Source organism: Micromonospora sp. NPDC049645, assembly GCF_040675155.1.
In the GTDB taxonomy this organism is placed as follows: Bacteria; Actinomycetota; Actinomycetes; order Mycobacteriales; family Micromonosporaceae; genus Micromonospora.
On sequence record NZ_JBFAOI010000009.1, the window covers coordinates 233,461 to 246,876 of the forward strand.

The 13,416-nt window shown below is 71.8% G+C and carries 12 protein-coding genes; all 12 read left to right on the forward strand.

Annotation, left to right across the window (positions count from 1 at the left end; translation table 11 throughout):
- Positions 1-55 precede the first annotated feature (55 nt).
- The 12 genes from pyrR (at position 56) to coaBC (ending at position 13,371) form a co-directional block, all read left to right on the forward strand.
- Positions 56-640 (forward strand): bifunctional pyr operon transcriptional regulator/uracil phosphoribosyltransferase PyrR, encoded by a 585-nt coding sequence (gene pyrR / locus AB0J33_RS21515; protein WP_363615779.1) that lies wholly within the window; start codon positions 56-58, stop codon positions 638-640.
- On the forward strand, positions 637-1,563 hold the full coding sequence (locus AB0J33_RS21520; RefSeq protein WP_357846854.1) for an aspartate carbamoyltransferase catalytic subunit: 927 nt from the start codon (positions 637-639) through the stop codon (positions 1,561-1,563). Before pyrR ends, AB0J33_RS21520 begins: the two co-directional genes overlap by 4 nt.
- On the forward strand, positions 1,560-2,837 hold the full coding sequence (locus tag AB0J33_RS21525) for a dihydroorotase (protein WP_363615780.1): 1,278 nt from the start codon (positions 1,560-1,562) through the stop codon (positions 2,835-2,837). The genes AB0J33_RS21520 and AB0J33_RS21525 overlap by 4 nt, the downstream gene beginning before the upstream one ends.
- On the forward strand, positions 2,834-4,027 hold the full coding sequence (gene carA / locus AB0J33_RS21530) for a glutamine-hydrolyzing carbamoyl-phosphate synthase small subunit (protein ID WP_363615781.1): 1,194 nt from the start codon (positions 2,834-2,836) through the stop codon (positions 4,025-4,027). Before AB0J33_RS21525 ends, carA begins: the two co-directional genes overlap by 4 nt.
- Positions 4,020-7,367 carry a carbamoyl-phosphate synthase large subunit gene (gene carB / locus AB0J33_RS21535; protein WP_363615782.1) on the forward strand — a complete coding sequence of 1,116 codons (3,348 nt, stop codon included), beginning with the start codon at positions 4,020-4,022 and terminating at the stop codon, positions 7,365-7,367. Before carA ends, carB begins: the two co-directional genes overlap by 8 nt.
- Positions 7,364-8,410: a quinone-dependent dihydroorotate dehydrogenase gene (locus AB0J33_RS21540; protein ID WP_363615783.1), complete on the forward strand. Its 1,047-nt coding sequence runs from the start codon at positions 7,364-7,366 to the stop codon at positions 8,408-8,410. Before carB ends, AB0J33_RS21540 begins: the two co-directional genes overlap by 4 nt.
- Before the next feature lie 155 nt (positions 8,411-8,565).
- Positions 8,566-9,840: an adenosylmethionine--8-amino-7-oxononanoate transaminase gene (locus tag AB0J33_RS21545; RefSeq protein WP_363615784.1), complete on the forward strand. Its 1,275-nt coding sequence runs from the start codon at positions 8,566-8,568 to the stop codon at positions 9,838-9,840.
- An 85-nt stretch (positions 9,841-9,925) separates the two neighbouring features.
- Positions 9,926-10,762: an orotidine-5'-phosphate decarboxylase gene (pyrF, locus tag AB0J33_RS21550; RefSeq protein ID WP_363615785.1), complete on the forward strand. Its 837-nt coding sequence runs from the start codon at positions 9,926-9,928 to the stop codon at positions 10,760-10,762.
- A 178-nt stretch (positions 10,763-10,940) separates the two neighbouring features.
- Positions 10,941-11,258 (forward strand): integration host factor, actinobacterial type, encoded by a 318-nt coding sequence (gene mihF, locus AB0J33_RS21555; RefSeq protein WP_030335662.1) that lies wholly within the window; start codon positions 10,941-10,943, stop codon positions 11,256-11,258.
- 25 nt (positions 11,259-11,283) lie between these two features.
- Positions 11,284-11,817 (forward strand): guanylate kinase, encoded by a 534-nt coding sequence (locus AB0J33_RS21560; protein WP_363615786.1) that lies wholly within the window; start codon positions 11,284-11,286, stop codon positions 11,815-11,817.
- 64 nt (positions 11,818-11,881) lie between these two features.
- The gene (gene rpoZ, locus AB0J33_RS21565) at positions 11,882-12,145 is read left to right on the forward strand and encodes a DNA-directed RNA polymerase subunit omega (protein WP_030335666.1); all 264 of its coding nucleotides are present in this window, start codon (positions 11,882-11,884) and stop codon (positions 12,143-12,145) included.
- Between the two features lie 14 nt (positions 12,146-12,159).
- Complete coding sequence (gene coaBC / locus AB0J33_RS21570) at positions 12,160-13,371, forward strand: bifunctional phosphopantothenoylcysteine decarboxylase/phosphopantothenate--cysteine ligase CoaBC (RefSeq protein ID WP_363615787.1); 1,212 nt, start codon at positions 12,160-12,162, stop codon at positions 13,369-13,371.
- The last annotated feature ends 45 nt before the right edge of the window (positions 13,372-13,416 follow it).

The following is a 13,416-nucleotide window of genomic DNA, read 5'->3' on the forward strand; positions in this document are numbered from 1 at the left end:
AGGTGCCCGACATCCTTTAACGACCCGTCCCGTGAGGCGGGGAAGGAGGTCCGCCGTGGCATACCCACCGGCTGCCCGCTCGTCACCACCGCGACAACCCTCGGTGAAGGTGATCCTCGCCAGCGCCGACGTGCAACGCGTGGTCGACCGCATCGCCCACCAGATCCTGGAGAAGACCCAGGGCGCCGAGAACACGGTGCTGCTGGGGATTCCCACCCGGGGCACCCCCCTCGCCCGGCGGCTCGCCGACCGGATCAGCACCTTCGAGGACGTCGCCGTTCCGGTCGGTGTGCTCGACATCACCCTGTACCGCGACGACCTGCGTCGGCACGCCACCCGCGCGGTGGGTCCGACCGAACTGCCCTCCGGCGGGATCGACGGCAAACGGGTCATCCTGGTCGACGACGTGCTCTTCTCCGGCCGCACCGTCCGGGCCGCGCTCGACGCGCTCAACGACGTCGGCCGTCCGGCGTCGGTGCAACTCGCCGTCCTGGTCGACCGGGGCCACCGGGAACTGCCGATCCGCGCCGACTACGTCGGCAAGAACATTCCGACCTCGCTCGCCGAGAGCGTGAGGGTGACGCTCGCCGAAATCGACGGGACGGACGAGGTCAAGCTGTACGGGGGACCACTCTCATGATCAAACACCTGCTCTCCGGTGGGGACCTGGACGCCGACACCGCCACCGAGATCCTGGACACCGCCGCCGAGATGGCCACCGTCGCCGGCCGGGAGATCAAGAAGCTGCCCGCGCTGCGCGGGCGGACCGTGGTGAACCTCTTCTACGAGGACTCCACCCGCACCCGGATCTCGTTCGAGGCGGCGGCGAAGCGGCTCAGCGCCGACGTGATCAACTTTTCCGCGAAGGGCTCCAGCGTCACCAAGGGCGAGAGCCTCAAGGACACCGCGTTGACCCTGCAGGCCATGGGCGCCGACGCCGTGGTCGTCCGGCACCCCGCCTCCGGCGCGCCGCACCGGCTGGCCAACTGGGTCGACGGGTCGGTCGTCAACGCCGGTGACGGCACCCACGAGCACCCCACCCAGGCGCTGCTGGACGCGTACACCATGCGGGCCCGGCTGGGTCGGCTCGCCGGCCTGTCGGTCGCGGTGGTCGGGGACGTGCTGCACTCCCGGGTCGCCCGCTCCAACGTGCTGTTGCTCTCCACCCTCGGGGCCAAGGTCACCCTGGTCGGCCCGCCGACCCTCATCCCGGTCGACATCGCGGGGGCGCTCGCGCCCGGCACCGACGTCTCGTACGACCTCGACTGCGTCCTGCCGAACGTGGACGTGGTGATGATGCTGCGCGTGCAGCGGGAGCGGATGAACGACTCCTACTTCCCCTCCGCGCGGGAGTACGCCCGCCGCTACGGGCTGGACGGTCCGCGGATGCGCCGGCTGCCCGAGCACGCGATCGTCATGCACCCCGGCCCGATGAACCGGGGGATGGAGATCACCCCCGAGGTCGCCGACTCACCCCGCTCCACCATCGTCGAACAGGTCACCAACGGGGTCTCCGTGCGGATGGCTGTCCTTTACCTGCTACTCGGAGGGAACAACCGGTGACCGCGTACCTGATCACCAGCGTGAGTGTCGTCGGCGCCGCGCCGACCGACCTGCTGATCCGCGACGGCGTCGTCGCCGAGGTCGGCCCCGGCCTGTCCGCGCCGGACGCCACCGTCATCGACGGCACCGGTCTGGTCGCCCTGCCCGGCCTCGTCGACCTGCACACCCACCTGCGCGAGCCCGGCCGGGAGGACGCCGAGACCGTCGAGTCCGGTTCCCGGGCGGCGGCGCTGGGCGGCTACACGGCGGTCTGCGCGATGGCCAACACCTCCCCGGTGGCGGACACCGCCGGCGTGGTCGAGCAGGTCTGGCGGCTCGGCCGGGAGGCCAACCTGGTCGACGTGCAGCCGATCGGCGCGGTCACCGTCGGGCTGGCCGGCGAGCGCCTCGCCGAACTGGGCGCGATGGCCGACTCGGCGGCCCGGGTGCGGATCTTCTCCGACGACGGGCACTGCGTCGCCGACCCGAAGCTGATGCGCCGGGCCCTGGAGTACGTCAAGGCGTTCGACGGGATCATCGCCCAGCACGCCGAGGAGCCCCGGCTCACCGAGGGCGCCCAGATGCACGAGGGCGAGGTCTCCACCCGGCTCGGCCTGATCGGCTGGCCGGCGGTCGCCGAGGAGGCGATCATCGCCCGGGACGTGCTGCTCACCGAGCACGTGGGCAGCCGACTGCACGTCTGCCACGTCTCCACCGCCGGCAGCGTCGAGGTGCTGCGCCAGGCGAAGGCCCGGGGGGTACGCGTGACCGCCGAGGTGACCCCGCACCACCTGCTGCTCACCGACGAGCGCGCGGAGAGCTACGACCCGGTCTTCAAGGTGAACCCGCCGCTGCGCACCGCCGCGGACATCACCGCGCTGCGTGCCGCGCTCGCCGACGGGGTGATCGACGTGATCGCCACCGACCACGCCCCGCACGCCGTGGAGGACAAGGAGTGCGAGTGGGCGTACGCCCGGCCGGGAATGCTCGGCCTGGAGACGGCCCTCTCCATCGCGCTGGACGTGCTCGGCCCCGAATGGGACCTGATCGCCGAGCGGATGTCGCGCACCCCCGCCCGGATCGCCGGGCTCACCGGGCACGGCGTGGACCCGGCGCCGGGTGTGCCGGCCAACCTGACCCTGATCGACCCGGCCGTCCGGCGCACCATCGAGCCGACGGAACTGGCCAGTCGCAGTCGCAACACCCCGTACGCCCGCATGACGCTGCCAGGTCGCATCGTGGCGACCTTCCTGCGTGGCGAGCCGACGGTTCTGGACGGAAAGGCAGTCAAGTGACCCGCAGACGTTCCGCGATTCTCGTTCTCGAGGATGGGCGCACGTTCCCCGGCGAGGCGTACGGCAGCGTCGGGGAGACCTTCGGCGAGGCGGTCTTCAACACCGGCATGACCGGTTACCAGGAGACGCTGACCGACCCGTCGTACCACCGGCAGGTGGTGGTGCAGACCGCACCGCACATCGGCAACACCGGCGTCAACGGCGAGGACGACGAGTCCGGGCGGATCTGGGTGGCCGGTTACGTCGTCCGTGACCCGGCCCGGATCGGCTCGAACTGGCGGGCCACCGGCTCTCTGGAGGACCGCCTCGCCACCGAGGGTGTGGTGGGCATCAGCGGGGTGGACACCCGCGCGTTGACCCGGCACCTGCGCGAGCGGGGCGCGATGCGGGTGGGCATCTCCAGCATCGACAACGACCCGCAGAGCCTGCTGGCCCGGGTCCGCCAGGCGCCGCAGATGGTCGGCGCGGACCTGTCCGCCGAGGTGAGCACCCCCGAGCCGTACGTCGTCGAGGCCCTGGGCGAGCACCGGTTCACCGTGGCCGCCCTGGACCTGGGCATCAAGCGCAACGTGCCGCGCCGGCTGGCCACCCGCGGGGTGACCACCCACGTGCTGCCGGCGTCGTCGAGCATCGAGCAGATGCTCGCCACCGGCGCCGACGCGATCTTCCTGTCGCCCGGTCCGGGCGACCCGGCCACCGCCGACGCCCCGGTGGCGCTGGCCCGGGAGGCGCTGCGGCGGCAGGTGCCGCTGTTCGGCATCTGCTTCGGCAGCCAGATCCTCGGTCGGGCGCTCGGCTTCGGCACCTACAAGCTGGGCTACGGCCACCGGGGGATCAACCAGCCGGTGCTCGACCGGGCCACCGGCAAGGTCGAGGTGACCAGCCACAACCACGGCTTCGCCGTCCAGGTGCCCGGTGCTGGCGCCGGCGCGGTCGTCCCCGACCAGGTGATCGACACCGACTTCGGTGGTGTCCGGGTGTCGCACGTCTGCCTCAATGACAACGTGGTCGAGGGGCTGCGGGCCGTCGACCTGCCGGCCTTCACCGTTCAGTACCACCCGGAGGCGGCGGCCGGCCCGCACGACGCGGACTACCTCTTCGACCGATTCGCCGAGCTGATCGAGGGCCGCGCCCTCGACCGGCGGCCCAGCGAGGGCCGGACCCACAGCAAGGGGCGCAGCAATGCCTAAGCGGACCGATCTCAAGCACATCCTCGTGATCGGCTCCGGGCCGATCGTCATCGGGCAGGCCTGCGAGTTCGACTACTCCGGCACCCAGGCCTGCCGGGTGCTGCGCAGCGAGGGGATCCGGGTCAGCCTGGTCAACTCCAACCCGGCGACGATCATGACCGATCCGGAGTTCGCCGACGCGACCTACGTCGAGCCGATCACCCCGGAGTTCGTGGAGCTGGTCATCGCCAAGGAACGCCCGGACGCGATCCTCGCGACCCTCGGCGGGCAGACCGCGCTGAACACCGCCGTCGCCCTGCACGAGGGCGGCGTCTTGGAGAAGTACGGCGTCGAGCTGATCGGCGCGAACATCGACGCCATCAACCGGGGCGAGGACCGGCAGCTGTTCAAGGAGATCGTGGCGAAGGCCGGCGTACGCCTCGGCGTCGACGACCCGACCGCCCTGGTGCCCCGCTCGAGGGTGTGCCACTCCATGGAAGAGGTCGAGGCGACCGTCGCCGAGCTGGGCCTGCCGGTGGTGATCCGGCCGTCGTTCACCATGGGCGGCCTGGGCTCCGGCATGGCGCACACGCCGGAGGACCTGGCCCGCATCGCCGGTGACGGCCTGTCCGCCAGCCCGGTGCACGAGGTGCTCATCGAGGAGAGCGTGCTCGGCTGGAAGGAGTACGAGCTGGAGCTGATGCGCGACCGGCACGACAACGTGGTGGTGGTCTGCTCGATCGAGAACATCGACCCGATGGGTGTGCACACCGGCGACAGCGTCACCGTGGCCCCGGCCATGACGCTCACCGACCGGGAGTACCAGCGCCTGCGTGACCTGGGCATCGCCGTGCTGCGCGAGGTCGGGGTGGACACCGGCGGCTGCAACATCCAGTTCGCGGTCAATCCCGTCGACGGCCGGATCGTCGTGATCGAGATGAATCCCCGGGTGTCGCGCTCCTCGGCGTTGGCCTCCAAGGCGACCGGCTTCCCGATCGCGAAGATCGCCGCGAAGCTGGCCATCGGTTACACCCTCGACGAGATCCCCAACGACATCACCCTGAAGACCCCGGCGGCGTTCGAGCCGACCCTCGACTACGTGGTGGTGAAGATCCCCCGGTTCGCGTTCGAGAAGTTCCCCGGCGCGGACCCGGAGCTGACCACCACGATGAAGTCGGTGGGCGAGGCGATGAGCCTCGGGCGTAACTTCACCGAGGCGCTGAACAAGGCGATGCGCTCGATGGAGACCAAGGCGGCCGGGTTCTGGACGCAACCTGACCCGGCGGGCGTCACCCTGGCGGACACCCTCGCGGCGCTACGGATTCCGCACGACGGCCGGTTGTACACGGTGGAGCGGGCGCTGCGCCTCGGCGCGTCGATCGCCGAGGTCGCCGAGGCGTCCGGTGGGATCGACCCGTGGTTCCTGGACCAGATCGCCGCGTTGATCGAGCTGCGGGCCGAGATCGTCGACGCGCCGGTGCTCGACGCCGACCTGCTGCGCCGCGCCAAGCGGGCCGGTCTGTCCGACCGGCAGCTCGCCGCGCTGCGTCCGGAGCTGGCCGCCGAGGACGGCGTACGGACGCTGCGGCACCGCCTCGACGTGCGGCCGGTCTACAAGACCGTGGACACCTGTGCGGCCGAGTTCGAGGCGACCACGCCGTACCACTACTCGACGTACGACCTGGAGACCGAGGTCGTGCCGTCGGACCGGCCGAAGGTGCTGATCCTGGGCTCCGGCCCGAACCGGATCGGGCAGGGCATCGAGTTCGACTACTCCTGCGTGCACGCCGTCCAGGCATTGCGGTCGGCCGGTTACGAGACCGTCATGGTCAACTGCAACCCGGAGACGGTCTCGACCGACTACGACACCGCCGACCGGCTCTACTTCGAGCCGCTGACGTTCGAGGACGTCCTGGAGGTCTGGCACGCCGAGGACTCGTCCGGCCGGGCGGCCGGCGGGCCGGGCGTGGTCGGGGTGGTCGTGCAGCTCGGCGGGCAGACCCCGCTGGGGCTGGCGCAGCGACTCAAGAACGCCGGTGTGCCGATCGTCGGCACCTCCCCGGAGTCGATCCACCTGGCCGAGGAGCGGGGCGCGTTCGGCGCGGTGCTGGCCCGCGCCGGGCTGCGCGCGCCGGCGCACGGCATGGCCACCTCGTACGACGAGGCCAAGACGATCGCCGACGAGATCGGTTACCCGGTGCTGGTCCGGCCGTCGTACGTGCTGGGCGGGCGGGGCATGGAGATCGTCTACGACGACCCGACGCTGCGCGACTACATCGGCCGGGCCACCGACATCTCGCCGGACCACCCGGTGCTGGTGGACCGGTTCCTCGACGACGCCATCGAGATCGACGTGGACGCGCTCTGCGACGCCGACGGTGCGGTCTACATCGGCGGCGTGATGGAGCACATCGAGGAGGCCGGCATCCACTCCGGTGACTCGTCCTGCGCGCTGCCGCCGATCACCCTCGCCGGTTCGCACCTGGTCGAGGTGCGCCGCTACACCGAGGCCATCGCCCGTGGCGTCGGCGTCCGCGGCCTGCTCAACGTGCAGTACGCCCTCAAGGACGACGTGCTCTACGTGCTGGAGGCCAACCCGCGCGCCTCGCGGACCGTCCCGTTCGTCTCCAAGGCCACGGCGGTGCCGTTGGCCAAGGCGGCGGCCCGGATCGCGCTCGGTGCGAGCATCGCCGAGCTGCGCGCCGAGGGCCTGCTGCCGGCGACGGGGGACGGGGGCACGATGCCCGCCGACGCGCCGGTCGCGGTCAAGGAGGCGGTGCTGCCGTTCAAGCGTTTCCGGACCCGCGCGGGCAAGGGGATCGACTCGCTGCTCGGGCCGGAGATGAAGTCGACCGGCGAGGTGATGGGCATCGACACCAACTTCGGGCACGCCTTCGCCAAGAGCCAGTCGGCCGCGTACGGGTCGCTGCCGACCGCCGGGAAGATCTTCGTCTCGGTGGCCAACCGGGACAAGCGCGGCATGATCTTCCCGATCAAGCGGCTTGCCGATCTGGGCTTCGAGATCGTCGCGACCGCCGGCACGGCGGAGGTGCTGCGCCGGCACGGCATCGCCTGCGAGCAGATCCGCAAGCACTACCAGGCCGGCGCGGGTGACGACGCGGTGTCGCTGATCGGCGGCGGCCACGTCGCGCTGGTGATCAACACGCCGCAGGGTTCGGGTGCCAGCGCCCGCTCCGACGGCTACGAGATCCGCAGCGCGGCCGTCACCGCGGACATCCCGTGCATCACCACGGTCCCCGGCGCGGCGGCGGCGGTCATGGGCATCGAGGCGCGGATCCGCGGCGACATGCAGGTCCGTCCCCTGCAGGATCTGCACGCCATCCTGCGGGCGGCCCAGTGACGGTGTTCGAGCGGGCGGTACGGCCGTGGCTGTTCCGGCTCGGGGGCGGGGACGCCGAGGCGGCGCACGAGTGGACTCTGCGGCGGCTGACGGCCCTGTCGCGGCGGCCGGCGGCCCTCGCCGCGCTGCGGGCCCGGTACGCGGTCGACGCGCCGCGCACGGTGTTCGGGGTGCGGTTCCCCAACCCGGTCGGGTTGGCCGCCGGCATGGACAAGGACGGCGCGGCGCTGCCGGCCTGGCCGGCGCTCGGCTTCGGGTTCGTGGAGGTCGGCACGGTCACCGCGCACGCCCAGCCGGGCAACCCCCGGCCCCGGCTGTTCCGGCTGCCGGCCAGCGAGGCGGTGGTCAACCGGATGGGCTTCAACAACGCCGGCGCCGCCGCGCTGGCCGCCCGGCTGGCGGCGCTGCCGCGCCCGCTCGGGGTGCCGCTGGGCATCTCGTTGGGCAAGTCCAAGGTGACACCGCTCGACGAGGCGGTCGAGGACTACCTCGCGTCGTACCGGGCGCTGCGCGGGCACGGCGACTACTTCGCGGTGAACGTGTCCTCACCGAACACTCCCGGCCTGCGCTCGTTGCAGGACCGCGCCCATCTGGACGCGCTGCTCGGCGCGCTGGTGGGGGAGAGGCCGGTGCTGGTCAAGATCGCACCGGACCTGAGCGAGGCGGCGATCGCCGAGCTGTTGGAGGTCTGCCTGGCCCGGGGCGCCGCCGGGGTGATCGCCACCAACACCACCCTGTCCCGGGACGGGCTCGCCAACGTCGACGCCTCGCGTGGCGCGCAGGCTGGTGGTCTGTCCGGTCGGCCGCTGACCGGACGGGCCCGGGAGGTGGTCGCCTTCGTGCACCGGGAAACCGGCGGCCGGCTGCCGATCGTCGGAGTCGGCGGGGTGCTGGACCCGGACGACGCGGCCCGGATGTTCGATGCCGGCGCGGCGCTGGTGCAGCTCTACACCGGCTTCATCTACCGGGGCCCGGCCCTGGTCCGCGCCGCCGCCCGCGCGACTGCCACGTCAGCGGCTCCGGACCCCGTCGCGGGTCGGTGAACCGCCCCGACGCGGTGTTGGCGGCGGCAGGGCAGGCCGGGACGCTGCGCCCGGCCGCCGCCACACGCTCCAGGGTCGCGCGACCCGCACGGCGCGCGGGACGCCGCCGCCGGATATCCGCCGTCCGGACGGCTTGAGGCGCAGAGGAGTTACCCGTGACACCCGAGGAGATCCTGGCCACCGACCGGGCGCACGTCTGGCATCCGTACGCCGCGCTGCCGCCGGCGAACCCGCCGTACGTGGTGCGCGGCGCCGAGGGCGTACGCCTCACCCTGGCCGACGGGCGGGAGCTGGTGGACGGGATGTCGTCCTGGTGGGCGGCGATCCACGGCTACCGGCACCCGGTCCTGGACGCGGCGGTGACCGACCAGCTCGGCCGGATGAGTCACGTGATGTTCGGTGGGCTCACCCACGAGCCCGCCGTGCAGCTCGCCCGGACGTTGGTCGAGCTGACACCGGATGGCCTGGAGCACGTCTTCCTGGCCGACTCCGGCTCGGTCAGCGTCGAGGTGGCGGTGAAGATGTGCCTGCAGTACCAGCGGGCCGTCGGGCGGCCGGAGCGGCGCCGGCTGGCGACCTGGCGGGGCGGCTACCACGGTGACACGTTCCACCCGATGAGCGTCTGCGACCCGGAGGGCGGGATGCACCACCTCTGGGGCGACGTGTTGCCCCGGCAGGTGTTCGCTCCGGTCCCGCCGGGCGGCTTCACCGACCCGCCCGACGACGCGTACGTGGCGGCGTTGGTGGACACGGTCGAGCGGTACGCCGACGAACTGGCCGCCGTGATCGTCGAGCCCGTCGTCCAGGGCGCCGGTGGGATGCGCTTCCACCACCCGGGTTACCTCCGGGTGCTGCGCGAGGTGACCCGCGCGCACGGAGTCCTGCTGATCTTCGACGAGATCGCGACCGGCTTCGGCCGTACCGGGACGATGTTCGCCGCGGAGCACGCCGGGGTGACGCCGGACGTGCTGTGCGTGGGCAAGGCGCTCACCGGTGGCTACCTGACCCTCGCGGCGACCCTGTGCACCCCGGAGGTCGCCCGGGGCATCTCGGCGACCGGCGTGCTGGCACACGGGCCCACGTTCATGGGCAACCCGCTGGCCTGCGCGGTGGCCAACGCCTCCATCGGGCTGCTGCGGGCCGGGGACTGGGCCGGGCAGGTCGCCAGGATCGGCGCTGGCCTGCGCGCCGGCCTGGAGCCTCTGCGCGGGGCGCCCGGGGTGGCCGACGTACGGGTGCTCGGCGCGATCGGCGTGGTCCAGCTCGACCACGAGGTCGACCTCGGCGCGGCGACCGTGGCGGCGGTCGACCAGGGCGTGTGGCTGCGCCCGTTCCGCGACCTGATCTACACGATGCCGCCGTACGTCACCGACGACGTCGAGCTGGCCCGGATCGCGGCCGGAGTGGCGGCGGCGGTGGCGGCCGGCTGAGTCGGCCGGCTGAGTCGGCCCGGTCACCGGGTCGACGGTTACCCGGGCGGGGCAGCCGCCCGGCCGAGAAGAGGGGAACACTCCGATGGAAAGCTTCGGCACCCGGCTGCACCGGGCGATCACCGAGCGGGGCCCGCTCTGTGTGGGCATCGACCCGCATCCCGGTCTGCTGGCTCGGTGGGGCCTCCCGGACGACGTCCAGGGGCTTGACCGGTTCAGCCGAACCGTCGTGGAAGCGCTCGGTGACCGGGTTGCGGTGGTCAAGCCTCAGTCGGCCTTTTTCGAGCGGTTCGGCTCCCGAGGTGTGGCCATTCTTGAGTCAACTATCCGACAGTTACGCGATGCCGGCTCGCTCGTTCTCCTCGACGTCAAGCGCGGCGACATCGGCTCGACGGTGAGCGCGTACGCCTCGGCGTATCTCGATCCATCCAGCCCCGTGTATGTCGACGCGGTCACGGCGAGCCCCTACCTCGGAGTAGGTTCACTGGCGCCGATGTTCGAGCTCGCCGCCGAGCACGGCGGCGGAGTGTTCGTGCTGGCCCTCACCTCGAACCCCGAGGGCGCGGCCGTGCAGCGGGCCGTGACGGCCGACGGCCGCACCGTGGCGCAGACCGTGATCGACGAGATTTCCCAGCTCAACAGGGGTGCGTCCCCGCTCGGGAGCTTTGGTCTGGTGGTGGGCGCGACCATCGGTGACACCGGTCACGACCTCTCCGGTGTGGGGGGCCCGCTGCTCGCTCCGGGGCTCGGCGCGCAGGGTGCCGGCGCGGCCGATCTGCGTACCGTCTTCGGTTCGAGCCTCGCCTCGGTGCTTCCGTCGTACTCCCGGGAGGTGCTCTCGGCCGGCCCCGATGTGGCCGCCCTGCGGGCCGCCACGGACCGCGTTCTGGTCGACTGTCGGGCCGTTCTGCCTGCCCGGTGACTGACTGACGGGTCGGTCACTCTACGGTGATCATGCGGCCCCCACGTTGCCGAAAGCTCCGTTGGCCGCTAGTTTTCCCCGCGCTGGGAACCATGGACCCCTTGGTTCACAGCGACACCACGTTTCACAGATGCGGCGGTGCGCCCCGCCCGCCGCGATAGGGACCTGAGGAGAACTGGTGCCGCTCCCGTCACTGACCCCCGAACAACGCGCTGCCGCGCTCGAGAAGGCCGCGGAGATCCGCAAGGCCCGTGCTCAGCTGAAGGAGCAGCTCAAGCAGGGCAAGACCACTCTCGGTGCCGTCCTTGAGCGGGCCGAGAGCGACGACGTCGTAGGCAAGCTCAAGGTGTCGGCCGTCCTGCAGGCCATGCCGGGCATCGGCAAGATCCGGGCTACCCAGATCATGGAGAAGCTCAAGATCGCCGACAGCCGTCGCCTGCGTGGCCTCGGCGAGCAGCAGCGCAAGGCACTGCTTGGAGAGTTCGCCGCCAACTGAACCTGGCAGCGTGTAGAAACAAGCAGTGAGCACGGATGACGAGGCGCGCCCGGCGGCTCGGCTCACTGTCCTGGCTGGACCTTCGGGTTCCGGCAGGGAGAGTGTCGTCGAGCTTGTCCGGGCGCGTTCTCCGTCCGTGTGGATCCCGGTCGCGGCAACCACCAGGCCGCGCCGGGAGTCGGAGATCGACGGGGTGGATCGCGTCTTCCTCGCCCCCGCCGAGTTCGATCGCCGGGTCGTCGACGGCGAGCTGCTGGAGTGGTCCCGGATCGGCTCGCACCGCCGGGGCACCCCGTACCCGCCGCTGCGGGCCCGGCTCGACGCCGGGCAGCAGGTGCTGCTCCCGCTCGACCTGCGCGGCGTCCCCCTGGTGCGTGCGCGCCTGCCCGACTCCCGGCTGGTGCTGCTGAGCCCACCCGGGTATCACCCCGACACCACGGTGGCCGCCGCCGTCGCGTACACGCTGACCCACGACCACACCGAACGGGTGGTCGAGCAGCTGGTAGGCTTACTCGGTTCTTCTTATCCGGACCCGGCCTGGTCGCGCGTGCGTGGCTGACGGTCGGCCGCCGTTGAGACTCAGCACCGCGTCCGCGCGGCTCGAAAGACGCAGAGGTTAATTCGTGGGATCCATCGCCAACCCCGAAGGCATCACCAACCCGCCGATCGACGAGCTCCTCGAGAAGACGACGTCGAAGTACGCGCTGGTCATCTTCGCCGCCAAGCGTGCGCGCCAGGTCAACGCCTACTACAGCCAGCTCGGTGAGGGTCTGCTGGAGTACGTCGGCCCGCTCGTCGAGACCACTCCGCAGGAGAAGCCCCTCTCGATCGCCATGCGCGAGATCAACTCGGGCCTGCTCACCGCCGAGCCGACCGACCAGCCGTAAGCCCTCGCTGGCCGATGTCCGCCTCGATCGTCCTCGGGGTCGGCGGCGGCATCGCCGCCTACAAGGCGTGTGAGCTGCTGCGACTCTTCACCGAATCGGGTCACTCGGTTCGGGTCGTGCCCACCGCGTCGGCGCTCCGCTTCGTCGGGGCGCCGACCTGGGCGGCGCTCTCCGGCCAGCCGGTGGCCGACGACGTCTGGACCGACGTCCACGAGGTGCCGCACGTCCGGCTCGGCAAGCAGGCCGACCTGGTGGTGGTCGCGCCGACCACCACCGACCTGCTCGCCAAGGCCGCCCACGGCCTCGCCGACGACCTGCTGACCAACGCCCTGCTGACCGCCCGCTGCCCGGTGCTGCTGGCCCCGGCGATGCACACCGAGATGTGGGAGCACCCCGCCACCGTGGCCAACGTCGCCACGCTGCGTTCCCGGGGTGTCCTGGTCCTCGACCCGGCCGTCGGTCGGCTCACCGGCGTCGACACCGGCAAGGGCCGACTGCCCGACCCGGCGGAGATCTTCGCCGTCGCTCGCCGGCTCCTGGCCCGGGGCGGCGCCGACTCCGCCGACCTGACCGGCCGCCGGGTGGTCGTCACCGCGGGCGGCACCCGCGAGCCACTGGACCCGGTCCGCTTCCTGGGCAACCGCTCGTCGGGCAAGCAGGGTTACGCGTTCGCCCGCGCGGCGGTCGCCCGGGGTGCTCGGGTGACGCTGATCGCCGCCAACGTCGACCTCGCCGACCCGGCCGGTGTCGACCTGATCCGGGTGGGCACCACCGCCGAGCTGCGGGAGGCGACGCTCAAGGCCGCCGTCGAGGCCGACGCGGTGGTGATGGCCGCGGCTCCGGCCGATTTCCGGCCCGCGACGTACGCGCCTGGCAAAATCAAGAAGTCGGACGACGGCGTGGCGCCGACCATCGAGCTTGTCACGAATCCGGACATCGCGGCGGAGCTCGGCCAGCGGAAACGACCGGAGCAGCTGCTTGTGGTGTTCGCCGCCGAGACCGGCGATGCCGAGGTCAACGGCCGGGCGAAACTGGCCCGGAAGCGGGCCGACCTGATCGTCATCAACGAGGTCGGCCAGGACCTGGTCTTCGGCGCCGACACCAACACCGTGACGGTCATCGGCGCGGACGGCTCGGTCAGCCGGCTGCCCGAGCAGACGAAGGAGGCGGTGGCCGACACGGTCTGGGATCTCGTCGTGGCGCGGCTGCCGGGCCGTTCCTCATAAGTGCTAAAGAACGCGACCGATCCCGACAGCGACCGCAACGGTGAT

Coding starts and splice junctions, on each gene's coding strand:
- AB0J33_RS21520 (WP_357846854.1), top strand. CDS start 637: ATGATCAAACACCTGCTCTCCGGTGGGGACCTGGACGCCGACACCGCC.
- carB (WP_363615782.1), top strand. CDS start 4,020: ATGCCTAAGCGGACCGATCTCAAGCACATCCTCGTGATCGGCTCCGGG.
- pyrF (WP_363615785.1), top strand. CDS start 9,926: ATGGAAAGCTTCGGCACCCGGCTGCACCGGGCGATCACCGAGCGGGGC.
- coaBC (WP_363615787.1), top strand. CDS start 12,160: ATGTCCGCCTCGATCGTCCTCGGGGTCGGCGGCGGCATCGCCGCCTAC.